At 68.3% G+C, this 22,849-nt stretch carries 27 protein-coding genes; 7 read left to right on the forward strand and 20 right to left on the reverse strand.

Annotated features, from left to right (window positions below):
- The 3 genes from IQ458_RS09105 to IQ458_RS09115 form a co-directional block, all read right to left on the reverse strand.
- The coding region (locus IQ458_RS09105) for a putative bifunctional diguanylate cyclase/phosphodiesterase (protein ID WP_203322598.1) at window positions 1-1,926 on the reverse strand (1,926 nt) is incomplete at its 3' end.
- 15 nt (window positions 1,927-1,941) lie between these two features.
- Window positions 1,942-2,490, reverse strand: a complete 549-nt coding sequence (locus IQ458_RS09110; protein ID WP_192197376.1) for a heme NO-binding domain-containing protein — start codon at window positions 2,488-2,490, stop codon at window positions 1,942-1,944.
- Window positions 2,491-2,665: 175 nt separating this feature from the next.
- Window positions 2,666-3,205 (reverse strand): DNA-3-methyladenine glycosylase I, encoded by a 540-nt coding sequence (locus tag IQ458_RS09115; RefSeq protein ID WP_203322599.1) that lies wholly within the window; start codon window positions 3,203-3,205, stop codon window positions 2,666-2,668.
- Between the two features lie 37 nt (window positions 3,206-3,242).
- On the opposite strand from IQ458_RS09115, the gene IQ458_RS09120 reads away from it, so the two are divergent.
- The 3 genes from IQ458_RS09120 (at window position 3,243) to IQ458_RS09130 (ending at window position 5,460) form a co-directional block, all read left to right on the forward strand.
- A complete protein-coding gene (locus IQ458_RS09120) occupies window positions 3,243-3,806 on the forward strand; it encodes a YqgE/AlgH family protein (protein ID WP_183643775.1) in 564 nt (187 codons plus the stop codon).
- 85 nt (window positions 3,807-3,891) lie between these two features.
- Window positions 3,892-4,344 carry a Holliday junction resolvase RuvX gene (gene ruvX / locus IQ458_RS09125; protein WP_141453772.1) on the forward strand — a complete coding sequence of 151 codons (453 nt, stop codon included), beginning with the start codon at window positions 3,892-3,894 and terminating at the stop codon, window positions 4,342-4,344.
- 171 nt (window positions 4,345-4,515) lie between these two features.
- Complete coding sequence (locus IQ458_RS09130; RefSeq protein WP_183643772.1) at window positions 4,516-5,460, forward strand: aspartate carbamoyltransferase catalytic subunit; 945 nt, start codon at window positions 4,516-4,518, stop codon at window positions 5,458-5,460.
- Between the two features lie 18 nt (window positions 5,461-5,478).
- On the opposite strand, the gene IQ458_RS09135 is transcribed toward IQ458_RS09130, so the two are convergent.
- The 17 genes from IQ458_RS09135 to IQ458_RS09215 form a co-directional block, all read right to left on the reverse strand.
- Entirely contained in the window at window positions 5,479-7,050 is a 1,572-nt protein-coding gene (locus tag IQ458_RS09135; RefSeq protein ID WP_203322600.1) for a GGDEF domain-containing protein, read from the reverse strand.
- 89 nt (window positions 7,051-7,139) lie between these two features.
- On the reverse strand, window positions 7,140-7,412 hold the full coding sequence (locus IQ458_RS09140; RefSeq protein ID WP_203322601.1) for a hypothetical protein: 273 nt from the start codon (window positions 7,410-7,412) through the stop codon (window positions 7,140-7,142).
- A gap of 6 nt (window positions 7,413-7,418) precedes the next feature.
- A complete protein-coding gene (locus tag IQ458_RS09145; protein ID WP_235996732.1) occupies window positions 7,419-8,192 on the reverse strand; it encodes a carboxylesterase family protein in 774 nt (257 codons plus the stop codon).
- A 71-nt stretch (window positions 8,193-8,263) separates the two neighbouring features.
- Window positions 8,264-8,875: a CPBP family intramembrane glutamic endopeptidase gene (locus tag IQ458_RS09150; RefSeq protein ID WP_203322603.1), complete on the reverse strand. Its 612-nt coding sequence runs from the start codon at window positions 8,873-8,875 to the stop codon at window positions 8,264-8,266.
- Window positions 8,876-8,926: 51 nt separating this feature from the next.
- Window positions 8,927-10,288 carry a magnesium transporter gene (gene mgtE, locus IQ458_RS09155; RefSeq protein WP_141453767.1) on the reverse strand — a complete coding sequence of 454 codons (1,362 nt, stop codon included), beginning with the start codon at window positions 10,286-10,288 and terminating at the stop codon, window positions 8,927-8,929.
- 131 nt (window positions 10,289-10,419) lie between these two features.
- Window positions 10,420-12,138, reverse strand: coding sequence for a phosphoenolpyruvate--protein phosphotransferase (gene ptsP / locus IQ458_RS09160; protein ID WP_183643759.1), 1,719 nt, complete (start codon window positions 12,136-12,138; stop codon window positions 10,420-10,422).
- Window positions 12,138-12,407: an HPr family phosphocarrier protein gene (locus IQ458_RS09165; RefSeq protein ID WP_141453765.1), complete on the reverse strand. Its 270-nt coding sequence runs from the start codon at window positions 12,405-12,407 to the stop codon at window positions 12,138-12,140. The genes ptsP and IQ458_RS09165 overlap by 1 nt, the downstream gene beginning before the upstream one ends.
- Window positions 12,400-12,792, reverse strand: coding sequence for a PTS sugar transporter subunit IIA (locus IQ458_RS09170; RefSeq protein WP_183643756.1), 393 nt, complete (start codon window positions 12,790-12,792; stop codon window positions 12,400-12,402). The genes IQ458_RS09165 and IQ458_RS09170 overlap by 8 nt, the downstream gene beginning before the upstream one ends.
- A gap of 118 nt (window positions 12,793-12,910) precedes the next feature.
- Entirely contained in the window at window positions 12,911-13,789 is an 879-nt protein-coding gene (rapZ, locus tag IQ458_RS09175; protein WP_203322667.1) for an RNase adapter RapZ, read from the reverse strand.
- A 29-nt stretch (window positions 13,790-13,818) separates the two neighbouring features.
- Window positions 13,819-14,769, reverse strand: coding sequence for an HPr(Ser) kinase/phosphatase (gene hprK / locus IQ458_RS09180; RefSeq protein WP_183643753.1), 951 nt, complete (start codon window positions 14,767-14,769; stop codon window positions 13,819-13,821).
- A 225-nt stretch (window positions 14,770-14,994) separates the two neighbouring features.
- A complete protein-coding gene (gene hpf / locus IQ458_RS09185) occupies window positions 14,995-15,312 on the reverse strand; it encodes a ribosome hibernation-promoting factor, HPF/YfiA family (RefSeq protein ID WP_203322604.1) in 318 nt (105 codons plus the stop codon).
- Window positions 15,313-15,496: 184 nt separating this feature from the next.
- Window positions 15,497-16,930, reverse strand: a complete 1,434-nt coding sequence (locus tag IQ458_RS09190) for an RNA polymerase factor sigma-54 (protein ID WP_183643750.1) — start codon at window positions 16,928-16,930, stop codon at window positions 15,497-15,499.
- 54 nt (window positions 16,931-16,984) lie between these two features.
- Complete coding sequence (gene lptB / locus IQ458_RS09195; protein WP_183643747.1) at window positions 16,985-17,704, reverse strand: LPS export ABC transporter ATP-binding protein; 720 nt, start codon at window positions 17,702-17,704, stop codon at window positions 16,985-16,987.
- Entirely contained in the window at window positions 17,704-18,213 is a 510-nt protein-coding gene (gene lptA / locus IQ458_RS09200; protein ID WP_141453759.1) for a lipopolysaccharide transport periplasmic protein LptA, read from the reverse strand. The genes lptB and lptA overlap by 1 nt, the downstream gene beginning before the upstream one ends.
- Window positions 18,191-18,754, reverse strand: coding sequence for an LPS export ABC transporter periplasmic protein LptC (lptC, locus tag IQ458_RS09205; RefSeq protein WP_183643744.1), 564 nt, complete (start codon window positions 18,752-18,754; stop codon window positions 18,191-18,193). The genes lptA and lptC overlap by 23 nt, the downstream gene beginning before the upstream one ends.
- Window positions 18,751-19,296, reverse strand: coding sequence for a KdsC family phosphatase (locus tag IQ458_RS09210; RefSeq protein WP_183643741.1), 546 nt, complete (start codon window positions 19,294-19,296; stop codon window positions 18,751-18,753). Before IQ458_RS09210 ends, lptC begins: the two co-directional genes overlap by 4 nt.
- Window positions 19,297-19,422: 126 nt before the next feature.
- A complete protein-coding gene (locus IQ458_RS09215) occupies window positions 19,423-20,427 on the reverse strand; it encodes a KpsF/GutQ family sugar-phosphate isomerase (protein ID WP_183643738.1) in 1,005 nt (334 codons plus the stop codon).
- A gap of 53 nt (window positions 20,428-20,480) precedes the next feature.
- Between IQ458_RS09215 and IQ458_RS09220 the strand changes: the two genes are divergently transcribed.
- The 4 genes from IQ458_RS09220 to IQ458_RS09235 are packed head-to-tail and all read left to right on the forward strand — an operon-like array spanning window position 20,481 to window position 22,805.
- Window positions 20,481-20,708 carry a BolA family protein gene (locus IQ458_RS09220; protein ID WP_141453755.1) on the forward strand — a complete coding sequence of 76 codons (228 nt, stop codon included), beginning with the start codon at window positions 20,481-20,483 and terminating at the stop codon, window positions 20,706-20,708.
- Between the two features lie 5 nt (window positions 20,709-20,713).
- A complete protein-coding gene (locus IQ458_RS09225) occupies window positions 20,714-21,136 on the forward strand; it encodes a GFA family protein (protein ID WP_203322605.1) in 423 nt (140 codons plus the stop codon).
- 60 nt (window positions 21,137-21,196) lie between these two features.
- Window positions 21,197-22,468 (forward strand): UDP-N-acetylglucosamine 1-carboxyvinyltransferase, encoded by a 1,272-nt coding sequence (gene murA, locus IQ458_RS09230; protein ID WP_183643730.1) that lies wholly within the window; start codon window positions 21,197-21,199, stop codon window positions 22,466-22,468.
- Between the two features lie 10 nt (window positions 22,469-22,478).
- Window positions 22,479-22,805 carry an EF-hand domain-containing protein gene (locus tag IQ458_RS09235; protein ID WP_203322606.1) on the forward strand — a complete coding sequence of 109 codons (327 nt, stop codon included), beginning with the start codon at window positions 22,479-22,481 and terminating at the stop codon, window positions 22,803-22,805.
- Window positions 22,806-22,849 lie beyond the last annotated feature (44 nt).

The raw sequence follows: 22,849 nt of genomic DNA on the forward strand, positions 1-22,849 counted from the left end.
GTGGCCTTGCAGACCGTCGCAGCCGAGCGCGCGCAGGATGCTGGCCTGGTGTTCGGTTTCCACGCCTTCGGCGATCAGGGACAGGCCCAGGCTGTGGCCGAGTTCGATGATGCTGCGGATGATCGGATAGTGCAGTCCGGTATCGGCGGAGGCCTCGATCTCGCTGATGAAGGAGCGATCGATCTTCAGCGTGTCCACCAGCAGCTGGCGCAGGTAGTTCAACGACGAATAGCCGGTGCCGAAGTCGTCGATGGCCACGCGTACGCCCAGTTCGCGGAGTTCGCGCAGGTGGCGGGCGGTGGACTGGACGTCCTGCATCACCAGGCTCTCGGTCAGTTCCAGTTCCAGCGATGCGGCCGGCAGGCCGGTGGCGTCCAGGATGCGGGCGACGGTGCGGGTCCAGTCCTCCTGCTGCAACTGCACCGCCGACAGGTTGACCGCCATCAGCAGGTGGGCGACGCCGCTGGCCTGCCATTGCGCCATCTGCCGGCAGGCGTGTTCCAGCGCCCATTGGCCGATGGCCAGGATCAGCCCGGATTCCTCGGCGATGGGAATGAAGCGGGTGGGCGGGATGGCGCCGTGGCGCGGATGGTGCCAGCGCATCAGCGCTTCGAAGCCGAGCAGCACGCCGTCGGCGCGATACTGGGGCTGGTAGTGCAGCGACAACTGGCCCTCTTCCAGCGCGTGGTGCAGATCCGCGCGCAGGTCGAGCAGCTCGCGGCTGCCGGCGGTCAGGGCGGGCGTGAAGAACTCGAAGCAGTTCTTGCCGCGCGCCTTGGCGCGGTACATCGCCGCGTCCGCGTTGCGCTGCAATTGTTCGGCATCGCGGGCGTCGTCGGGAAACAGGGCAATACCGATACTGCCGGTGACATACAGCTCGTGCCCGTCCATCGGGATGGGCCGGCGCAGCGATTCCAGGCAGCGTTCCGCCATGCGGGTGGCGTCGGCGACGCTCTTCATGCCCGGCAGGATGAGGGTGAACTCGTCGCCGCCCATGCGCGCCAGGGTATCGGTTTCGCGCAGCAGGCGGCGGATGCGGCGGGTGGTCGCCATCAGCACGTTGTCGCCCTGCTGGTGGCCGAGGGTGTCGTTGATGTGCTTGAAGCCGTCCAGATCCAGGAACAGCACGCCGACCCGGTGATCCTCGCGACGCGCGTGCGCGATGGCCTGGTTCAGCCGGTCGCGGAACAGGAAGCGGTTGGGCAGGTCGGTCAGGGCGTCGTGGTGGGCCTGGTGATTGAGGTTGTCGGCCAGTTGCCGATGGCCGATCGCCAGCGCGGCCAGGCCGCTGATCATCATCATCCATTCCAGCTCCGATTCGCTGGGCGCGCGTCCGTCCGGCGGATGCAGGGCGAACTCGCCGATGTGCTCGCCATGCGCGGTGGTCAGTGGCACCGTCCACGCGCTGCCCAGGCCGTCGAGCAGGCCACTGTCGCAATGGCGGCGCCAGACCGGATGCCGGCGGACGTCCTCGACCCGCTGGATATGGCGCTGTTCGTGGGCGCCGCCGGGCAACCAGTGCAGCGGCGCCTGGATGAGCGGGGCGCGTCCTTCCGAGGATTCGCGTTCGGCGTGGAAGAGTTCGCCGTCGGCGTGCACGGCGATGAAGCAGCGGCCGCCGGGCGTCTGTGCCTCGACCATGCGGGTGAGTTCGACCAGGATGCTGTGCAGCGGATGATCCTGCACGATCCGTTCGAGGAAACTCTCCAGCGTTTCGGCCTGGATGCGGCGGCTGATTTCTTCCTGCAGTTGCCGGTTGAGCGTGTTGGTGGCGACGGTCTGCGCCTGCAGGGCCTGGAATGCCTGCTCGCGCTTCTGCTGCTCGATGTACAGCTCCAGGCTCTTTTCCTCGATGAACAGTTCAGCCGCGCGACGTGCCTGTTTTTCGCGCTCCAGTCTCCGTCTGAGCAGTTGCAGTTCGTCCATGCGGGGCGTCCGGGATCAGTCCATCCGGGTCAGCTGGAAGCGGACCGCGGTGCCGCCGCCGTCGGCGGCCAGCGGCATGCGTTCGATGCGCACGCGTTCGCCGTAGTGATCCACGCATCCGGCGATCAGGCCTTCGGCCAGATCCGCCAGCGGGCGGCTGGAGCGGTAGTCGAACAGCATCCGGCGATCGTCGGGGCGTTCGCTGCGGAAGCTTGGCAATTCGGCGCCGGGATAGAGTTTCAGCACTTCGACGTGCACGTGGTTGTCCACCTGTTCGATGAAATCGAACGCGGAGTGCACGTCCTGGAAGAAGCGCGGATAGCTCTTCACGAAACGCCCGAACAGGTAGTGGCCGAATTCGCGCACGAGCGTGGTTGCGGGCAATCCGACCGCAAGGCTGAGTTGCTCGACCAGGGCCAGCAGTTCGGTGTGATCGTAGGTGCCGACGGCGGTGTAGATGCCGCCGCTGGGCAGATGCGCGGCTTCCAGCACGCGTTCGGTCAGTTCGGGACCGAAGCGGCTGTCCATCATCTCCATGAACTCGGTGAACACGACTCCCTTCATGCCTGTCTCCCCCGAGTGGCCATGATGGCCGGAGTATGCCCGCAACCGCTGCATCAACCAATGCGCGACGCGCCCTTCCGATATCGGACGCGGGCGGGGAAGATTGAACCCAGGGTGGTAAGCAGCGCTTACCACTTTTCAACGGAACGCCGGACGCATGCTTCCGGCGTCCGGATCAGCCCGCTGCCTGCCAGGGCGGCGACAGGGCGGCGATGCGCGCATGCGCCGGGCAGCTCTCGCGATGCGCGCCGCGCAGGTAACCCAGGCTCATCAGGAACTCGCCGGTGATCTCGCCGCCGGTGAAGCGGAAGGTCCGCTTGAACAGCTTGATCCATTCGGGCTTGCCGAGCGGGTGGTGGGCATCCAGCCAGGCGGCGAAGCCGCCGTGGGATCCGCGCAGCGCCTGGATGACCCCGGCGTTGTGGATAGCCGCGTCCACCTTCAGGCGGTTGCGGATGATGCCCGGGTCGGCCAGCAGCCGGGCCCGGTCCGCATCTCCATAGGCGGCCACGGTGTCCACGTCGAAGCCGTGGTAGGCACGCCGGAACCCCTCGCGCTTGCGCAGGATGGTTTCCCAGCTGAGCCCGGCCTGGTTGATTTCCAGCAGCAGGCGCTCGAACAGGACCGCCTCTTCCCGCTGGGGAAAGCCGTATTCGTGGTCGTGATAGGGGCCGTGGACCGGATGGCCCGGGGCGATGTCGCAGTATCCGCTCATGCGGTCAGGGTAGCGCGGTCGGGCTAAAATGGCGCCCATGTCCGCCGAACCCTTCCTCGCCAACCAGCTGCTGATCGCCTCGCCGGCCTTGGATGACCCCAATTTCGCCCGCAGCGTGACCCTGATCTGCCAGCACGACGGGGAGGGGGCGATGGGAGTGATGGTCAATCGTCCCTCCGAGTACACCCTGGGCGAAGTCCTGCAGCAGATGCAGCTGGACACGCCGGACGAGGGCCTGCGTGAGCAGATCGTGCTCAACGGCGGCCCGGTCCATCCCGAGCGCGGATTCGTGCTGCACGATGATGCGCGGGCGTGGGATTCCACCCTGACCGTCGCCGATGGCCTGTACCTGACCACTTCGCGCGACATCCTGGAGGCGATGGCCGCCGGCAACGGGCCGGAACACGCCATCGTCACCCTGGGCTGCGCAGGCTGGGGCGCAGGACAACTGGAATTCGAACTGGGCGAGAACGCCTGGCTGACCGCGCCGGCCGATGCGGGCGTGCTGTTCGGGATGCCGCTGGAACGGCGCTGGCAGGCCGCTGGCGGCCTGATCGGTGTAGACATGACCAGGCTCACAGACTACAGCGGGCACGCATGAAACCCTGTCACCGGAACCGCCAAGCCGCTCCCGGAAGGCAAGCCTGCCCGCCGCCGGAGTCCGGCCGGCGTTCCCGGAGTCGGCCATGAAGTTGGATGGCACGGTGTTGGGGTTCGACGTCGGTGCGCGACGCATCGGCGTGGCCGTGGGCAGCGCCTTCGGCAGCGGCGCGCGCGCTTTGGCGGTGGTGGACGTGCACGCGCACGGACCGGACTGGCCGGCGCTGGATCGCCTGCATGCGGAATGGCGGCCGGACGGCCTGGTGGTCGGCGATCCGATGACCCTGGAAGGCGGCGACCAGCCCAACCGCAAGCGCGCGCAGGCGTTCGCGCGCGAACTGCATGCGCGCTACAAGCTGCCGGTGGTGCTGGTGGACGAACGCGCCAGTTCGGTCGAAGCCGCGCAGCGGTTCGCGCTGGATCGCGCCGAAGGCCGCAAGCGCAAGCGCGACGCGGCGGCGCTGGACGCGGTGGCCGCGGCGGTGATCATCGAGCGCTGGCTGGCGGCGCCGCAGGACGCCACGCAGGTGACCCTTTGAGCGAGGCGGCGATCCTCCTGGCCATCACCGGGCCCGCTCCCGTTCCGTTTTCATTGCTTCCGGCCCCGGCTTCCGTCGCCGCGACCGGCAAACCCGCCATCCACCCACCCTCCGGAACCCGGCGTCGCCGCGGCATGCCGGTCCCGACCCTTGCATTCCAGAACTGAGCCAATGACCCAGCAAATCGATTCGGATGGACGCCTGCGGCACCTGCTGACCCTCGACGGTCTTCCCCGCGAAACCCTTTGCCGCCTGCTGGATCGCGCCGGCCAGATCCGCGACACCGCGCTGGGCCGCACCCAGCGCCGCAACCTGCTGGACGGCACCACGGTGTGCACGCTCTTTTTCGAACCTTCCACCCGCACGCGCAGTTCGTTCCAGATCGCGGCGCAGCGGCTGGGCGCGGACGTGCTGAACTTCGACGCCTCCGCCTCCTCCACGCGCAAGGGCGAGACCGCCCGCGACACCCTGCGCAACCTGGAAGCGATGGGCGTGCGCGGTTTCGTGGTGCGGCATTCGGAGGACGGCGCGGTGGACGCGCTGGCCGAAGTGGCGGGCGAGGGCACCACCCTGGTCAACGCCGGCGATGGCCGCAGCGCCCATCCCACCCAGGGCCTGCTGGACGCGCTGACCCTGCGCCAGGCCAAGGGCGCGGATTTCTCGCGGTTGAAGGTGCTGATCGTCGGCGACGTCAAGCATTCGCGCGTGGCGCGTTCGGACCTGCATGCGCTGCGCACGCTGGGCACCGGCGAGATCCGGGTATGCGGCCCGCAGTCGCTGCTGCCCGACGACGACACCCTGGCCGGCTGCACCGTGGGTGGTGATTTCGACGCCATGCTCGAAGGCGTGGACGCGGTGATGATGCTGCGCCTGCAACGCGAGCGGATGGAGGAGGGCCTGGTCGCCTCGCTCGATGACTACCACCGCGACTACGGCCTGACCCAGGCCCGGTTGGGCCGCGCGGCCAGGGACGCGGTGGTGCTGCATCCGGGCCCGATCAACCGCGGCGTGGAAATCACCGACGAGGTCGCCGACGGCCCGCAGTCGCTGGTGCTGCGCCAGGTCAGCAACGGCGTGGCCATCCGCATGGCGGTGCTGGAAACGCTGCTCGGTTGAGTCCGGAGGCGGCGCGTTTCAGTCGCGCGCCGCCACCACCCGGTTCTTGCCGGCGGCCTTGGCCTCGTACATCGCGCGATCGGCGCGCTCGACCAGCGCGTCCTGCGTTTCGCCGGCGCGCCACGGCGCCACGCCGGCGCTGAAGGTCACCGCCAATCGTTCGCCCTCGTGCAGGAGCGGACGCTGCGCCAGCCGTTGCAGGGCGCGCGCGACGATCGCCTCCGCCTCGCGCAACGAGGTGTCCGGCAGCAGCAGCACGAATTCCTCGCCGCCGAAACGGCCGATCGCATCGCTGCCGCGCAGCGCGCCGCGCACCACCGCGACCACATGGCGCAGCGCGGCGTCGCCGCCGAGATGGCCATGGGTGGCGTTGACCAGGCGGAAGTCGTCGAGGTCCAGCAGGGCCAGGCACAGCGGCTGGCCGCTGCGCAGGGCACGGCTGGATTCGCGCCGGAACAGTTCCTCGAAGCCGCGCCGGTTCAGGGCCTCGGTGAGCTGGTCGATCCGCACCAGGTTGGACACCGACTGCAATTCCTGCTCCAGGCTGGCGACGCGGCGTTCGGCCGCCTCGGCTTCCTCGCGCACCGCGCACAGATCGTCGCGGGCGCGCAGCGCCTGCCGTTGCAGCTGGGCGGTGTCTTCCAGGATGTCCTCCATCCGCTTGCCGAGTTCGGCGATGCTGCGGCTGTCGCGGACCGCCTGCGCGTGGAAGCTGATGCGGTCGTGGAATTCGCCGGTGCTGCTGGCCATCCCGTCGAGTCGTTCGACGAAGGTGACCATCATGTCCTTCATCGCCGCCTTCGATTCGTTGAGTCCCTGCTTGAGCAGGCCCTGCTTGTAGATCACCTCGCGCAGGCCGCTGCGGGTTTCCTCCAGCCGTTCGCGATCCAGCGGACCGGACAGCAGGCTGCGCGCGGCCGCAATCTGATCCTGCAGCCAGCTGCCGTCCTCCAGCAGCTCGCCGACGTTCTCCAGCAACAGATCGAACAGGCTGCGCAGCAATTCCTGCGCGTCGCTGGTCTCGTGGCTGGCCTGGCCGATGGCGTGGCACAGATCCTTGAGCTGGCCCTCGAGCGCGGCCAGCGGCTGGCCCGGTTGCCAGCCCTTGAGCTGATCGGCCACCGACTGGGCCTGGGGGTACAGGCGCGCGTCCTCGCGCAGCAGGGTTTCCACCGCCATCACCAGGGTGTGGTGGAGCAGGCCGCGCAGTTGCTCCGATTCGCTGGGAACATCGCTGCCGGGTACCGGTTCGTCGGGAATGGTGCGGATGTACTTGTCGATCAACTGGCGCATGGCGCGCCCGTAGGCATTCCAGTCACCGTCGGCGCAGGCGGCCTGCAGGCGCTGGCCCATGCCGCGCAGTTCGCCGCCCAGGCCCGCGAGTCCATCGGCGAACGCGGCGACCAGCGCCGGTGGCGTGTCGGCGTGCGCGAACAGGGCCTGCAACTGCGCGGCATTGATGAGCGGGCGCGCGGCGTCGTGCGGCGCCAGTCCCGTGCCGGCCGACGGCTGCGCGCGCTTGTGGCCGCGCGCCCACAGGCGACGGAAACCGCCGGTCAGGCCGGGAGGGGCATCGGAAGGTTCGGCCATGGACGGTGCTCGGCGCGGATCTTTTCGTGAAGGGGCGCCGGGTTATCGGCGGCGGCGGACGCCGGTTGAGGGCCCGGCGACGGACGGCGTCAGCGTTCGCCCAGGAAGCGCTCCGCCTCTTCCAGCAGGGCCAGTTGCTGGATGGCCTCGGGATGGCCGGCGGCGGCGGCCCGCCGGACCTGCTCCCGATCCGGATGGCTGACGATCAGCAGCAGGTTGCCGCATTCGGGACAGGCGTAGTCGGTGACTTCGTCCTGCAGATCCATCTGCATGGCGCGCGAATCGCCCTGCCGGCCGCAGGCGCAGGCCTGCGCGCGCTCGCGCCAGCCGGGAGTGAAGTAGTCGTGGAGCAGTTCGGCCATGGAATCTCAGCGGTGTTGTTGGAACAGCCAGGTCCACAGTTCCGGGGTGGCGTAGGCCGGATCCCAGGAGTTGTGGTTGGCGTCGGGGAATTCGGTGTAGCGCACGTCGCCGCCGGCCTGCCTGAGCGCCGCGTCCATCCGGCGCGACTGCACCGGCGGCACCAGATCATCCTTGCCGCCGTGGAAGATCCAGACCGGCACGTGCTTGAGCCGGCGCGCGGCTTCGGCGAACGGATCCGGCACGTTGGCCACGCTGTGCGCGACCATGCTCGGACGCTGGTCGGTCCAGTCCACGGTCAGGCCGCCGCAGATGGGCACCAGCGCGGCGAAGCGCTGCGGCTGCTGCAAGGCCAGTTCCCAGGTGCCATAACCGCCCATCGACAGGCCGGTCAGGTAGACGCGATCGGGATCGCCATCGAATTCCTTCATCGAGGCATCCAGCGCGGCCAGCGCGATCGTGCCGGCCTCCTGGGTCCATTCGGTTTCGGCCGGCGCCTGCGGAATCACCACGATGGCGGGAAAGTCATCCAGGTGCTGGCGCAGGTGCGGCGGCAGGCCGACCTTCATCTGCAACTGGTTGTCCTCGCCGCGTTCGCCGGAACCGTGCAGGAACAGGATCACCGGCATCCTGCCGCGGCCATGGCCGGCCGGCACGAACACCTGGTAGCGATGCGTCTTGCCGGCGACCTCGACCTGGCGCTCGACGAACCTGCCATGCGGGGACACCGGCCGGGTGGCACAGCCGGCCAGCAACATGGCGGTGGAGAGCAGGGCGAGCATTCGCAGGGCGAGGCGAAGGGATGGAATCCGGAAAGAAGACGGGCGGGTGGAGCCGGGCGATGCGGGGGTGATCATGCGGAGCTTCCCAGGGCGACGTAAAGGCAGGTGGCGACGTTGATGGCGGCATGGAACAGCCAGGGCCCCATGATGGATCCGGAACGGATTCGCAGCCAGCCCAGGAACAGCGCGGCCACGAACACCACCGGCAGCAGTGGCCACAGCTCCGGCCGTACCCGCAGCACCAGCAGGTGTGGCAGCAGGAACAGGAAAGCCTGCAAACCGTTGGCGAGCCAGGCCGGCAGTCGCCGCGACAGGCTGCCGGCAAGCAGGCCGCGAAACAGGAATTCCTCGCAGAAGCCGGTGGTGACGACGCCGTAGATCAGCGCCATCAGCAGCGAAGTTCCGCTCAATCCCAGTCCTTCGAACACCCGTTGCGGCGAATCGTGGCTGGTGAAGGACGAGATCGGCGGCGACCAGGCGAGCAGGACGGCGATGTTGAAGAGCGCGGCAACCGCCGCATAGGCCAGATAGCGGGGCGGGCCGGGCCGCAGCCCGGCACGGCAGGCGACCTCGGCCAAGGCGCGCCGGTGCCGCCAGCGGTGCCAGCCCCAGTAGAGCAGGAAAGGAATGCCGGCCAGCAGGATCAGGTTGGCCAGGCCGGATGTCGCGATCTTCGCCAGCATGCCGTCGCCTCCCGTATGCGCCGCCGGGCGCAGGGTGGCGCAGCCGCGTGATCACTGCAACAGGATGACCGTGGCCAGGCCCAGGAAGCTGAGGAAGCCCATCACGTCGGTGACGGTGGTGAGGATGACGCCGCCGGCCAGCGCCGGGTCGAAGCCAAGCCGCTTGAGCGTCAGCGGCACCAGCACGCCGGCGGTCGCCGCGGTCAACAGGTTGATGGTCAGGGCGCTGCCGATGACCAGCGACAGGCCGGGTTGGCGGAACCACAGGAACACGATGATGCCCAGGCCCACGCCCAGGCACAGGCCGTTGATCAGCGCGACCGCCAGTTCCTTCTTCAGCAGCGTCATCACGTTGGACGCGCCGATCTGGCCCAGCGCCAGGCCGCGCACCATCAGCGCCAGCACCTGGGTGCCGGCGTTGCCGCCCATGCCGGCGACGATCGGCATCAGCGCGGCCAGCGCGACCAGCTTGGCGATGCTGCCCTCGAACTGGCCAACCACGCTGGCGGCGAGGAAGGCCGTGCACAGGTTGATGCCCAGCCAGATCAGGCGGCGCCGGAACGCGCGCCGTACCGGCGAGAACAGATCCTCGTCCTCGTCCAGGCCGGCGGCGCCCAGCGCCTGGTGCTCGGCTGTTTCGCGGATGATGTCGACCACGTCGTCGATGGTGATGCGGCCGAGCAGGATATTGTTGTCGTCCACCACCGGCGCGGAAATCCAGTCGTGGTCGGAGAACTGGCGGGCGACTTCCTCGGCGCTCTCGCCGACGTCGATGGCCGGTTGCTCGTCGTCGATCAGGCGATTGATCGGCGTGCTGTCCTCGTGGGTGACCAGCGAGGCCAGCGAGACCCGGCCCAGGTACTGGTGGCGGCGGCTGACCACGAACAGGTGATCGGTGTGGTCCGGCAGTTCGCCGCGCAGGCGCAGGTAGCGCAACACCACGTCGACGTTGACGTCGGCGCGCACGGTCACCACGTCCGGGTTCATCAGGCGGCCGGCGGAGTCCTCCGGGTAGGACAGCACCTGCTCCAGCCGCTCGCGGTTCTCCCGGTCCATCGACTTGAGGACTTCGTCGATGACGGTGTCCGGCAGGTCCTCGACCAGATCGGCCAGATCGTCGATGTCCAGGTCTTCGACCGCGGCGACGATTTCGTCCGGGTCCATCTCCGCCAGCAGGCTCTCGCGGACCTCGTCGCCGACGTGGACCAGCACCTCGCCGTCGTCCTCGGCGTCCACCAGGCCCCACACCACCTCGCGCTTGCCGGGCGGCAGCGATTCGAGCAGGTTGCCGATTTCGGCGGGGGCGAGGGTGTTGACGAGTCGACGCACCGGCCCCAGCCGGCCGCTGTCGAGGGCGTCGGAGAGCAGGCGCAGTTGACGCGCGGTCTTGTCGTGGCGGACGGCTTCGGCCATGCAGTGCTCCGAAACGGGGCCGATCCGCGGGACGGATGCGACCGTGGCATCAGATGTTCATCGCGCCATTATCGCTTGCCGTTGAGATTATGGACACCCCATGCGGGGCATTTTCCGCGCGGCCGTCGCGATCAGGCGGAGGCGGACTTCAGCCAGCGCTCGATGCCGGCGCGATCGCGGGCCTTGAGCAGCTTGTCGGTGGAGGCCTGCAGGGCTTCCCAGTCGCTGCCGCGGATGACCCGGCGCAGTTCCAGCAGGGTGTTGGGGTGCAGGCTGAATTCCCGCAGCCCCAGCGCCAGCAGCAACGGTGCCAGCCGAGGGTCGCCGGCCATTTCGCCGCACACGGCCACCGGCACTTCATGGGCCTGGCCAATGGCGATCACGTGCCGCAGCAGCCGGATCACGCCCGGGTGCAGCGGCGAATACAGTTCGCCCAGGGCCTCGTTGTTGCGATCGGCGGCCAGCAGGTACTGCACCAGATCGTTGGTGCCGATGGAAACGAAATCGACCACGTCGACGAAGCCGTGCATGGCGATCGCCGCCGCCGGCACCTCGATCATCGCGCCCAGTTGCACCTGGCCGGCGATCTCCAGCCCGCGCTTGCGCAACTGGGTGGAGACGCGCTTGATCAGCCGCCGGATGGCCAGGATCTCCTCGCGGCTGCTGATCATCGGGATCAGGATGCGCACCGGGCCGTAGGCCGACGCGCGCAGGATGGCGCGCAGTTGGGTATCGAACACGCCGTCCCGGGCCAGCGACAGGCGCACTCCGCGCAGGCCGAGCGCGGGGTTGTCCTCGTCGTCCAGCACCAGCCCGGTGCGATCGGCCTTGTCGGCACCCAGATCCAGGGTGCGGATGGTGACCGGCCGGCCGCTCATGCCCAGCACCACGTCGCGGTAGGCGCGGAACTGCTCGTCCTCGTCCGGCAACTCATTGCGCTGCAGGAACAGGAATTCGGTGCGGTACAGCCCCACGCCGGCCGCGCCCAGCGCATGCGCGCGCGCCACGTCGTCGAGCGACTCGGCATTGGCGTACAGCGCGATGTCCATGCCGTCGCGGGTGCGGCTGGGCTTGGACCGCAGCCGGCCCAGCTCGCGTTCCTCGCGCGCGGCCTTGCGCAGGCGATCGCGGTAGCCGCGCAGGTCCGACGCGTTCGGTTCGACCACCACCCGGCCGGTGGCGCCGTCGACGATCAGGGCGTCGCCATCATTGACCCGCTGCAGCGCCTGGGCCGCGCCGACCACCAGCGGCATGTGCAGGCTGCGCGCCAGGATCGCGCTGTGCGAGAGCGTGCTGCCGGCGGCGGTGACGATCGCGACCACGCCCTGCGATTGCAGCTGCGCCAGTTCTGACGGGGCGATGTTGTCGCAGACCAGGATGTCGCCGGCCACGCCCTCGGCATCGACCGCGCGCTGCTGGAGATGGGCGTGGATGCGGCCGATCACGTGGTCGAGATCGTCCATCCGGCTCTTCAGGTAGGCATCGTCCATGCCCTCGAACACCGCCGCCAGCCGATCCCGCTGCAGGCGCAGCGCATAGTCCGCGCTATAGCGGCCGGTGCGGATCAGCTCGTCCAGGCCGTACAGCAGTTCAGGGTCGTCCAGCAGCAGGGCGTGCAGGTCGAGGAACTCGCCGACTTCCCGCGCCAGCGCGCCATGCAGGCGATCGCGCAGCCGGTGCATCTCCTCGCGGGTGGCGTCGACCGCCACGTGCAGGCGTTGCAGCTCGGCTTCCACCTGGTTGGCGTGGATGCGCTGCTCGGCGACTTCCAGTGCGTGCGGCATGCGGACCCGGGCGCGCCCCAGCGCGCTTCCGCGCGATGCGCCATGGCCCGACAGCAGCGTCCGCATCAGGCGTCCTCGTCGAACCGTCGTTCGAACAGGGCGGCGACCGCGTCCATCGCGGCGCTCTCGTCCTCGCCGTCCACGCGCACGATCACCGGCGTGCCCTGGCCGGCGGCCAGCAGCATCACGCCCATGATGCTCTTGGCGTTGACCTCGCGTCCCTTGGCGGCCAGCGTCACGTTGCAGCGGAAGCCGGCCAGGGCCTGGACCAGCTTGGCGGTGGCGCGGGCGTGCAGGCCCAGGCGGTTGGAAACGGTGAGTTCGCGTTCAAGCATCGTCGTGGATGACTCCGTTGCGTGCGCCGGCGGCCGCGGTCGCCGGCAGTTCGTCCAGTCCCTGTTCCGAATAGTTCATCACCCGCAACAGCATCGGCAGGCTCAATGCGGACACCCGCCGGATCGGCGTGCCCAGGCGCGCCAGCCTGCCGGCGAGATTGCTGGGGCTGGCGCCGTACAGATCGGTCAGCACCAGCACGCCATCGCCAGCGTCGACCCGTCGCAGCGCGGCCGATGCCTGCGGCAGCAAGGCGTCCAGGTCGGCGTCGAACGGCACCTCGAAGGCTTCCGCCTTCAACGGCAGTTGGCGCAACAGGGTCGCCGCGACGGCCAGGACCGACGCGCCGATGCCGGGATGGGTGATCAGGAGGATGCCACAAGCCATTCCGGAACGTTAACAGACCGGGATGACAAGCCGGAAGCGGTTTTCGCGGGACGCGGCGTTGCGCGTGAAGGGTGGGTCAAGACGAGGCGGGACGGTTGCCCTCGGCGCTGGTGGATGCCTAGTCGAGTTCCCGGTGGAAGGTGGCGACTTCTTCCCAGCCCTGGTTGCGGGCGTGCTGGGCGAGGGTCTCGGCCAGGTAGACCGAGCGGTGCTTGCCGCCGGTGCAACCGAAGGCGATGGTCACGTAGCTGCGGGTCTCCCCGCGCAGGCGCGGCAACCAGGTATCGAGGAACTGGCTGACCTGGCCGACGTATTCGGAGACCTCCGCCTGGGAGCGCAGGTACTCGCGCACCTTCGCATCACGCCCGGAATACGGGCGCAGTTCCGGATTCCAGTGCGGGTTGGGCAGCACCCGCGCGTCGAACACGAAATCGGCGTCGGCCGGCACGCCGCGCTTGTAGGCGAAGGACTCGAACAGCAGCGACAGCGCCGCGCCGCGGTTGAGCGCGAATTCGGCGATGATGCGGCGGCGCAGCTGGTGCACGTTGAGCTGGCTGGTGTCGATGACGACATCGGCCGCCTCGCGCAGCGGCGTGGTGACCTCGCGCTCGCGGCGGATGGCTTCCTGCAGCGACAGGCCGGTATGGCTGTGGCTGAGCGGATGCCGGCGGCGGGTGTCGGAATAGCGCCGCAGCAGGATGTCGTCGGCGGCGTCGAAGAACAGCAGCGTCCCTTCCAGGCCCAGTTGCGCCAGCGCCGCGCGCCACTGCGCCAGCTTGCCCAGTTCGGCGTGGCCGCTGCGGGCGTCGATGCCGACCGCGATCTTCTGCGGCAGGGTGTCGCCCTTCATCAGGCTGCGCACGAACGGCGGCAGCAGTTCCACCGGCAGGTTGTCGACGCAGTAGTAGTCCAGATCCTCGAAGGTCTTCAGCGCCACCGACTTGCCCGAGCCGGACAGGCCGCTGACGATGACCACGGTCGGGGGCGCCGCGCGCACCGCCGGGGGGATGTCTTCTTCCGGCAGGTTCATGGCGTGCTCCGCTCCAGCAGGTTGCTGTGGCGGGCGATGAACATCGCCGCGGGATCGATGCCCTTGGTGCGCAGGATGTGCAGGCGGGTGGCGGCCTCGGTCAGCACGGCCAGGTTGCGGCCCGGCATCACCGGCAGGGTAATCAGCGGCACGTCGAGATCCAGCACGTGACGGGTGCCGGAATCGCCGGTCAGGCGTTCGTAGCCGTGCGGGTTGGGTTCGGTCATCGGCCGGGTCAGGTGCACGATCAGGCGCAGGTACTTGTTCTTCTTCACCGCGGTGTCGCCGAACATCTCGCGCACGTTGAGCACGCCCAGCCCGCGTACCTCGAGCAGATCCTGCAACAGCTCGGGGCAGGTGCCGTCGAGCACGTCCGGCGCGATCTGGGTGAACTCGGGCGCGTCGTCGGCGACCAGGCGGTGGCCGCGGCTCAACAGCTCCAGCGCCAGTTCGCTCTTGCCGGAACCGGCTTCGCCGGTGATCAGCACGCCGATCGAATAGATCTCCATGAACACGCCGTGCAGCGTCACCCGCGGCGCCAGCGTGCGCGCAAGGTGGTAGGAGAGGTGGTTGAGCAGCTCATGGCCGCGCTTGGGCGAGATCCACAGCGGCGTATCGGTTTCGTTCGCCGCCTCGCGAAGATCTTCCGGGCACTGCTGGTTCTTGCTGATGACCAGCGCCAACGGCCGGAACTGGACGATCTTCTCGATGGTTTCCCAGCGCTGGCGTGAATCCAGCGAATCCAGCCAGGTCAGTTCCTCGGTACCCAGGATTTGCACCTTGTTGGGATAGACCGCGTTGAGATAGCCGGCCAGCGACGGACGCCGCGCGATCGTGTCGCCGGCTTCGAGGATCCGGTTCTCGCCCTTCTGTCCGGCCACCCAGCGCAGGGCCAGCTTCTCCTTCTGCTGCTCGAACAGTTCGCGTGCGGTGATACTGGTGTTCATCATGCGAGGACGGACGGGGAAGTGGGGAAGATGCGGCGCGTCGTCGTACTGGCGTGCGCACGGGACGGGTGCGTCGGTGCGACCCGCCGGGCGCGGACGGCGCAGGCAGGGGGAGTGTAATCCGGAGGGATGGGAACTGCTAATGCAGCGTGAAGAATGCTGCTACTGCGCCCCTGCCCGGACCGCGATGGTCGCAGGCAAGGGCGGTTGGGGGCGGGAATTGCCTCAGCCGACGGCTTCCACGCGGAGGCCGCGCTGCACGTCGGTCTTCTTTTCCTTGTGCTTGACCAGCAGGCGATCGAGCTTGTCAGCCAGGATGTCGATGGCGGCGTACATGTTCTGCGCACCGGCGTCGGCATGGAGGGTACGGCCCGCGAGGGAGACGGTCGCTTCGGCGACGTAGTCGGGTTTGCGCGTACAGAGTTGGGTACGGACTTCGAAGGGTTGGTCGAAATGGCGCTCCAGGCGCTTCAGCTTGGTTTCCACGTATTCGCGCAGGGCGGGGGTGACTTCGATTTCATGCCCGTAGGTCTCGATACGCATCGCTTGCCTCCTTCTGTCGGTGATGCAGTGCTGTCGGCACTGCTGAGAACGCGTTGTCGTGCATCTGTGACAACGGAATCAGGCTTGGGTTCCAGGACATCTCCGTCAACGCGGCCAAACGCCGCAATGACAAGATGGGCCTGATCCCGACCGTGATCAAGCGGTGCGAAGGAAAAACGCGGATTCAGTCCAGGCGCACGCGTTCGTGCGACGAAAGGATGTGCAGGGCTTCACGGTATTTGGCGACCGTACGCCGCGCCACCGGGATGCCGGAGGCCTTCAACAGGTCCGCGAGCTTGGCGTCGGACAAGGGTTTGCGCGGATTTTCCTGTTCGATCAGGCGGCGGATCATGGCCTGGATGGCGGTGCTGGACGCCTCGCCGCCGCCCTCGGTGTCGATGCCGGAGGCGAAGAAGGCCCTCAGCGGCAAGGTTCCACGCGGCGTGCGCACGTACTTGCGCGCGATCGCCCGTGAAACCGTGGATTCGTGTAGGCCGACCTCGCTGGCGACCTCGCGCAGGGTCAGCGGGCGCAGCGCCTGTTCGCCGAATTCCAGGAAGCCGGCCTGTTCACGGATCAGGCAGCGGGTGACCTTGAGCAGGGTCTCGCCGCGCGCCTCCAGGCTCTTGAGCAGCCAGCGGGCTTCCTGCAGTTGCCCCTTGAGATAGCCGGCGTCGCTCTCGCCGCAGCGCCGGATCATCTGTTCGTAGCCGCGATGGATGCCGATCCGGGGCAGGTTGTTGCCGGCCAGGGCCGCCCGCCAGACGCCGCGCTGGCGCCAGACCACGCAGTCGGGCACCACGTAGGTATCGCTGCCCAGCTCGCCGATCTGCGCGCCGGGCTTGGGATCCAGGGTGCGCAGCAGGGCGACTGCGGTTTCCACCTCGACCAGCGGTTGCCTGAGCTCGGTGGCGATGCCGGCCACGCCGCTGCGCGGCAGCCGATCCAGCGGGCCGTCGGCGATGCGCATCGCCAGTGCCTTGCCGGGCGTGTCGTCGCTGAGCACCAGCAATTGCAGGCGCAGGCATTCGCCCAGGTTGCGGGCGCCCACGCCGACCGGATCGAAGCGCTGCAGCTGGTGCAGCACCACGCTGATCTCGTCCTCGCTGGCTTCCAGATCCGGCTTCAGGGTTTCGGCGATGCCGGAGAGCGGTTCGCGCAGGTAACCGTCCTCCTCCAGGGCATCAATCAGCGCGCTGCCGATGCGGCGATCCCGCGGCGACAGGTGCGATAGGTGGAGCTGCCAGAGCAGGTGGTCGCGCAGGGTGTCGGCTTCGGCGATCCGCTCGGCGGCGCTGCCGGGATCGTCATCGTCGAAGGAACCGCCGCCGGAAGAGGCCCAGGGCCCTTCGTCCGGCGCCCAGTCGTCATCGCCGGAGCTTCCATCCCCGTCGTGGCGGGATTCTTCCTGGCTGCCGCGCTCGGCCTCGGCCGGCGGACCGTCTTCGCCGGTGGCGGGGGCGTCGTCGGCCCAGTCCAGCAGAGGGTTGGATTCCACGGCCTGGGTGATTTCCACCTCCAGCTCCGCGGTCGACATCTGCAGCAAGCGGATGGCCTGACGCAGCTGCGGCGTCATGACCAGTTGCTGTCCCAGCGATGTCTGGAGGCGTGGTTTCATCCGATGTCCGAAGGCGGCGGCATGGCCTGCGGTCCGGATGGTGCGGCATCGCCCTCAGAGACGGAAAGTTTCCCCCAGGTACACGCGCCGCACGTCCGGATTGGCCAGCAACGCGTCCGGTGCCCCCTGCGCCAGCACGCTGCCTTCGTTGAGGATATACGCCCGGTCGCAGATTCCCAAGGTCTCGCGCACGTTGTGGTCGGTGATCAGCACGCCGATGCCGCGGTTCTTGAGGTGCTTGACGATGCGCTGGATCTCGCCGACCGAGATGGGGTCCACGCCGGCGAACGGCTCGTCCAGCAGCATCAGGCGCGGCCGTGCGGCCAGCGCCCGGGCGATTTCGCAGCGCCGACGTTCGCCGCCGGACAGACTGGCGCCCAGTTGCTCGGAGACGTGGCCGATCTGCAGTTCGTCCAGCAGCGAGGCCAGTTCCTTCTCGATGCCGGCCTGGTCCAGGTCCTCGCGCAGTTCCAGCACCAGGCGGATGTTGTCGGCCACGGTCAGCTTGCGGAACACCGAGGGTTCCTGCGGCAGGTAGCCCACGCCGAGCTTGGCGCGCCGGTACATCGGCTCGGCGGTGATGTCCTGTCCGTCCAGTTCGATCTTGCCCGCGTCGGCGGCGACCAGGCCGACGATCATGTAGAAGCAGGTGGTCTTGCCGGCGCCGTTGGGGCCCAGCAGGCCGACCACTTCGCCGGCTTCCAGGCTCAGTCCGAAGTCGCTGACGACCTTGCGCTGGCGGTAGGTCTTGCGCAGCCCATTTGCGGTCAGCATCACTTGGTGCCCTGCGGCTGCGCCGACTTCGGCTTGATCACGGTGCGCACGCGGGTGCCGTCGCCGCCGCTTTCCATGTTGCCGGTCTTGGTGTTGTAGACCATCTTCTGGCCGCTGTTGGAGCCGCGCGGCGACTTCACCGTGTAGTTGCCGATGAAGGTGATGGTCTCTGACGTCATGTCGTATTCGACGCGATCGGCGGTGGCGTCCATCCAGGAGCCGTCGTCCATCTGCTGTTTCAGCTTGACCTGCTTGCCGGTGAACACGGCGCGCGAGATCTCGCCGTCGTTCATGTAGATCTCGCCGGTGCTGGAGCGGATGTCCAGCGAACCCTGGGTGACGGTCACGCCCTTGCTCAGCATGATCTTGCTGTTGCCTTCGTAAGAGCCGTTCTGGTGGCCGGCATCGATGACCATTTCCTGGTTGCGATCGGACGACTTGGCCCAGGCCGCGGCGCAGGCCAGCAGGAGCGGAAGCAGCAGGGCGCTAGCGCGCAGACTTGGGTGCATAGACACTTTTGACCTGGGATTTGAATTCGTAGGTTTTGTTCTTGAGGTGGGTTTCGAAGCCTACCCCGCTGAGTATAGAACCGGGCCGGGTGATGGTGACCGGAAGCTCGGTGGTCGCCAGGTTCTTGTCCGGGAAGATGTCCAGCCGCTCGGTACGGAAGGCGGTCGGCGGCGGCGCATCGGACGGGCTGGTGCCCTGGACGTCGGTGAGCAGCCGCAACTGGGAGTGGTCCGGGCTCATCCAGCCGGTCTTGGAGCGCATCTGCCAGTACTTGCCGGCATTGTCGGGCAGCAGGAACAGCGGCGTGGTGATCGACAGGCTCTGGTCTGCGGGATTGCGGTGCATTTCCGGCGCCCGCAAGGTGACCGCTTCCTTGCCCTGCTTGTCGAGGGCGACGATCTCGAAATCGTGCATCACGTAGTCGGATCGGTCCGGCCCGCCGGCGGCGGCTTCCGGGCGCGCGCGCTGCTTCCAGGCCGACCAGCCACTGAAGATGGCGGCCACCAGCAGGACCAGGCCAAGGCTCAGGCGCCAGTTCATGCGATGCCTTCCCGCAGGCCAGCGGCCTGACCCTGCGCGCCCAGCAACAGGTCGCAGGCCTCGCGGGCGGCGCCACGGCCGGCGCGGGCGCGGGTGCGCCAGTGGGCGTGGCGGGCGGTCCAGGCGTGGGCGTCGGCCGGGGCGATGGCCAGTCCGACCGCGCGCAGTGGCGGCAGGTCCGGCAGATCGTCGCCCATGAAGGCCACCTGGACGCGTTCCAGCCCCAGTTCGGCGCACAGGGCGTCGACCTGGGCCAGCTTGTCCTTGACCCCGGCGTGGATGCGTACGCCCAGTTCGCGCGCGCGGCGTTCGGCGGCGGGACTGTGGCGCGCGGTGATCAGGGCCACTTCGATGCCGGCCCGGCGCAGCAGCACCAAGCCCTGGCCGTCGTGGATGTGGAACGCCTTGGATTCACGGCCCTCGTCGTCGTAGACCAGGCGTCCGTCGGTCAGCGTGCCGTCGACGTCGAAGCAGGCCAGCCGCACCTGGCGGGCGCGGGCAATCAGGGCATCGTCGACGTCGGCGAGGTGGGACAGGGGCATGGCGTGTGCTGGAAGAGGGGAATCAGGGAGCCGTGAATCAGGGCAAGCGGGCGCGGCGCGACGGGAAAGGGCCGGAAGGACAGGGAATGGCGATCCCCGGCAACCCCTTCCGGCTATCAGCGCACCTTAGACCACGCGCGCGCGCAACAGGTCATGAATGTTAAGGGCTCCGACCGGCCGCTGTTCAGCGTCGACCACGATCAGGCCGCTGATTTTATGGGTTTCCATCATCCGGGCCGCTTCCACGGCCAGCTGGTCGGCGCCGATGGTCTTGGGCTGGCGGGTCATCAGCTCGGCGATGCGCGCGTGGCGGATGTCCAGTCCGGGATTGTCCAGGGTCCGGCGCAGGTCGCCATCGGTGAACAGCCCGGCCAGGCGTCCGTCGGCGTCGACCACCGCGGTCATGCCCAGGCGCTTGCGGCTCATTTCCATCAGGGCTTCGCTGAGGGTGGCGTCTTCGCCGACCCGCGGCACGTCGGCGCCGGCGTGCATGACGTCGGTGATGTGCAGCAGCAAACGGCGGCCAAGGCTGCCGGCCGGGTGGGAGCGGGCGAAGTCGTCGGCGGTGAAGCCGCGGGCTTCCAGCAGGGCCACCGCCAGCGCGTCGCCCATCGCCAGGGTCGCGGTGGTGCTGCTGGTCGGGGCCAGGTCGAGCGGGCAGGCTTCGGCCGGCACGCTCACGTCCAGGTGCAGGCTGGATTCGCGCGCCAGCGTGGAACCCGGCCGGCCGGTCATGGCGATGACGGTGTTGCCCTGGCGCTTGAGCACCGGCAGCAACATCAGCAGTTCGTCCGATTCGCCGGAATAGGAGATCGCCAGCACCACGTCGGCGTCGGTGATCATGCCCAGATCGCCGTGTCCGGCCTCACCGGGATGCACGTAGAAGGCCGGGGTGCCGGTGGAGGCGAGGGTGGCGGCGATCTTGCGGGCGATATGCCCGGACTTGCCCATGCCGGTCGCCACGACCCGGCCGCGGCTGGCCAGGATCGCCTGGCAGGCCGTGGAGAAACTGCCATCGAGCCGGCTGGCCAGCGCGGTCAGCGCCTGTGCCTCGATGTCGATCACGCGTCGCCCGCTGGCGGCCAGTTGGGCGTCCTGCACGGCCGGGTTGTGGGGAAGCGTCTGGGGCATGCGCGCGTCGTGCCGGGAGTAGAATAGGCGGCCATTTTATTAGGAAATGCCCGTTGGACGCCGAAACCATCCGTAAACTCATCGAATCCGGCCTCCCCGGCGCGCAGGCGCAGGTCGAGGGCGAGGACGGCGTGCACTTCGAGGCGACGGTGGTGGCGGAAGCCTTCCGCGGCAAGTTGCCGCTGGCCCGGCACCGGATGGTCTACGCCACCCTGGGCGATCTGATGGGAGGCGCCATCCACGCGCTGGCCCTGAAGACGGTCACCCCGGACGGCAAATAAGCCGGATGACCGCGCCAACGGCACCCGCGCTTTCCGGCAGTTGCCTGTGCGGAGGCATCCGCTACCAGGTGCGCGGTGAACCGGGGGCGATGGTGGTCTGCCATTGCTCGCGCTGCCGCAAGGCCAACGGTTCGGCGTTCCAGGCGGTGGTGCCTATCGCCACCGGTGATTTCGAGTTGCTGGAAGGCGCGGAATGGCTGGCCGGCTACGAATCCTCGCCCGGCGTCCACCGGATGTTCTGCCGGCGCTGCGCGTCGCCGTTGTACAGTCGCCGTGACGCCATGCCGGAAATGCTGCGGCTGCGGGTGGGAACGCTGGATACCCCCTTGTCGGCCGGGCCGTCGATGCACATCTTTGTCGGTTCCAAGGCGGAGTGGTACGACATCCACGACGACGCCGAGCAGCACCGGACCCGTCCCGGCGAATGAGCCGGGCGCTCCTCTCTTCAATCGCATCTTCCCGTCACCCTCATCCCATTCGAGTGATCCATGCAGAAAATCGTAGTGACCGGCGGTATCCCGCTCCAGGGTGAAGTCACCATTTCCGGCGCCAAGAACGCGGTATTGCCGATTCTTTGCGCCACCTTGCTCGCCGACGCGCCGGTGGAAATCACCAACGTGCCGCACCTGCATGACGTGGTCACCACCATCAAGCTGCTCGGCGAGCTGGGCGCGGGCATCAGCATCGACGAAGGCACGCTGTCGCGCGGCAGCGGCATCACCGTCGATCCACGCAGCGTCAACCAGCACGTGGCGCCGTACGAACTGGTCAAGACCATGCGCGCCTCGATCCTGGTGCTGGGCCCGTTGCTGGCCAAGTACGGCGCGGCGGAAGTCTCGCTGCCGGGTGGCTGCGCGATCGGTTCGCGTCCGGTCGACCAGCACATCAAGGGACTGCAGGCGCTGGGCGCCGATATCGTGGTCGAGAACGGCTACGTGAAGGCCAAGGCCAAGCGCCTGAAGGGCGGTCGCTACGTGTTCGACATGGTCACCGTCACCGGCACCGAGAACGTGCTGATGGCCGCCACGCTGGCCGACGGCACCACGGTGCTCGAGAACGCCGCGATGGAACCCGAAATCACCGATCTGGCCAACTGCCTGATCGCGCTGGGCGCGGACATCGAGGGCGCCGGTACGCCGCGCATCGTCATCCGTGGTGTCGAGCGCCTCAACGGTGGCCGCCATGCGGTGCTGCCGGACCGCATCGAGACCGGCACGTTCCTGGTGGCCGCGGCGATGACCGGCGGCCGCATCATCGCCCGCCGCGCCCGTGGCGATACCCTCGACGCGGTGCTGGACAAGCTGAGCGAGGCCGGCGCATCCATCGAGACGACCGAAGACAGCATCAGCCTGGACATGCAGGGCAGGCGTCCGCGCGCGGTCAGCCTGACCACCGCGCCGTATCCGGCGTTCCCGACCGACATGCAGGCGCAGCTGATGGCGCTGAATTGCGTGGCCGAGGGTGTGGGCGTGATCAACGAGACCATCTTCGAGAACCGCTTCATGCACGTGAACGAGCTGCTGCGCCTGGGTGCGGACATCCGCGTGGAAGGGCATACGGCGATCGTGCGCGGCGTGGAGAAGCTGAGTGGCGCGCCGGTCATGGCCACGGACCTGCGTGCCTCGGCCTCGCTGATCCTCGCTGGCCTGGTCGCCGAGGGCGACACCGTGATCGACCGCATCTACCACCTGGATCGCGGCTACGAGAACATCGAAGAAAAGCTGGGCGCGCTGGGCGCCAAGATCCGCCGGATTTCCTGAGCACGCCACGATGTCGACAACCAAACGCACCCGTCTCTCGTCCCGGCGCAAGGCCCTGCTGGTGTTTTTCGCCTTGCTGCTGGCGATCCTGGCCTATCTGCACTTCACCGGTGCCGCCGGCACCAGCGGCATTTCCAACAAGGACATGGACTGGAACGGCGACGGCACCGTCACCGAACAGGAAATCATGCAGGCCTTCTACGCGGTGGTGGTGGAGAAGCAGACCGAAGGCCGGCGTGAGTGCCGTTCCTATGCCTGGCGCAGCAGCGGCCAGTCGATCCGGGTGGACTGCCGGACGACCGTCGCCGACGAAGCCGAAGCCAGCGCCAAGAAATGACGGCGGGACTAACGCAAGAAAAAAGCCCGGCAATGCCGGGCTTT

It is taken from the genome of Pseudoxanthomonas beigongshangi, assembly GCF_016820515.1.
In the GTDB taxonomy this organism is placed as follows: Bacteria; Pseudomonadota; Gammaproteobacteria; order Xanthomonadales; family Xanthomonadaceae; genus Pseudoxanthomonas_A; species Pseudoxanthomonas_A beigongshangi.

What these genes read in the sequence shown, in the direction of transcription:
- IQ458_RS09110 (WP_192197376.1), bottom strand. Translation starts at nt 2,490, where the DNA reads ATGAAGGGAGTCGTGTTCACCGAGTTCATGGAGATGATGGACAGCCGC.
- IQ458_RS09115 (WP_203322599.1), bottom strand. Translation starts at nt 3,205, where the DNA reads ATGAGCGGATACTGCGACATCGCCCCGGGCCATCCGGTCCACGGCCCC.
- IQ458_RS09120 (WP_183643775.1), top strand. Translation starts at nt 3,243, where the DNA reads ATGTCCGCCGAACCCTTCCTCGCCAACCAGCTGCTGATCGCCTCGCCG.
- ruvX (WP_141453772.1), top strand. Translation starts at nt 3,892, where the DNA reads ATGAAGTTGGATGGCACGGTGTTGGGGTTCGACGTCGGTGCGCGACGC.
- IQ458_RS09130 (WP_183643772.1), top strand. Translation starts at nt 4,516, where the DNA reads ATGACCCAGCAAATCGATTCGGATGGACGCCTGCGGCACCTGCTGACC.
- IQ458_RS09135 (WP_203322600.1), bottom strand. Translation starts at nt 7,050, where the DNA reads ATGGCCGAACCTTCCGATGCCCCTCCCGGCCTGACCGGCGGTTTCCGT.
- IQ458_RS09140 (WP_203322601.1), bottom strand. Translation starts at nt 7,412, where the DNA reads ATGGCCGAACTGCTCCACGACTACTTCACTCCCGGCTGGCGCGAGCGC.
- IQ458_RS09145 (WP_235996732.1), bottom strand. Translation starts at nt 8,192, where the DNA reads ATGCTCGCCCTGCTCTCCACCGCCATGTTGCTGGCCGGCTGTGCCACC.
- IQ458_RS09150 (WP_203322603.1), bottom strand. Translation starts at nt 8,875, where the DNA reads ATGCTGGCGAAGATCGCGACATCCGGCCTGGCCAACCTGATCCTGCTG.
- mgtE (WP_141453767.1), bottom strand. Translation starts at nt 10,288, where the DNA reads ATGGCCGAAGCCGTCCGCCACGACAAGACCGCGCGTCAACTGCGCCTG.
- ptsP (WP_183643759.1), bottom strand. Translation starts at nt 12,138, where the DNA reads ATGCGGACGCTGCTGTCGGGCCATGGCGCATCGCGCGGAAGCGCGCTG.
- IQ458_RS09165 (WP_141453765.1), bottom strand. Translation starts at nt 12,407, where the DNA reads ATGCTTGAACGCGAACTCACCGTTTCCAACCGCCTGGGCCTGCACGCC.
- IQ458_RS09170 (WP_183643756.1), bottom strand. Translation starts at nt 12,792, where the DNA reads ATGGCTTGTGGCATCCTCCTGATCACCCATCCCGGCATCGGCGCGTCG.
- hprK (WP_183643753.1), bottom strand. Translation starts at nt 14,769, where the DNA reads ATGAACACCAGTATCACCGCACGCGAACTGTTCGAGCAGCAGAAGGAG.
- hpf (WP_203322604.1), bottom strand. Translation starts at nt 15,312, where the DNA reads ATGCGTATCGAGACCTACGGGCATGAAATCGAAGTCACCCCCGCCCTG.
- IQ458_RS09190 (WP_183643750.1), bottom strand. Translation starts at nt 16,930, where the DNA reads ATGAAACCACGCCTCCAGACATCGCTGGGACAGCAACTGGTCATGACG.
- lptB (WP_183643747.1), bottom strand. Translation starts at nt 17,704, where the DNA reads ATGCTGACCGCAAATGGGCTGCGCAAGACCTACCGCCAGCGCAAGGTC.
- lptA (WP_141453759.1), bottom strand. Translation starts at nt 18,213, where the DNA reads ATGCACCCAAGTCTGCGCGCTAGCGCCCTGCTGCTTCCGCTCCTGCTG.
- lptC (WP_183643744.1), bottom strand. Translation starts at nt 18,754, where the DNA reads ATGAACTGGCGCCTGAGCCTTGGCCTGGTCCTGCTGGTGGCCGCCATC.
- IQ458_RS09210 (WP_183643741.1), bottom strand. Translation starts at nt 19,296, where the DNA reads ATGCCCCTGTCCCACCTCGCCGACGTCGACGATGCCCTGATTGCCCGC.
- IQ458_RS09215 (WP_183643738.1), bottom strand. Translation starts at nt 20,427, where the DNA reads ATGCCCCAGACGCTTCCCCACAACCCGGCCGTGCAGGACGCCCAACTG.
- IQ458_RS09225 (WP_203322605.1), top strand. Translation starts at nt 20,714, where the DNA reads ATGACCGCGCCAACGGCACCCGCGCTTTCCGGCAGTTGCCTGTGCGGA.
- murA (WP_183643730.1), top strand. Translation starts at nt 21,197, where the DNA reads ATGCAGAAAATCGTAGTGACCGGCGGTATCCCGCTCCAGGGTGAAGTC.
- IQ458_RS09235 (WP_203322606.1), top strand. Translation starts at nt 22,479, where the DNA reads ATGTCGACAACCAAACGCACCCGTCTCTCGTCCCGGCGCAAGGCCCTG.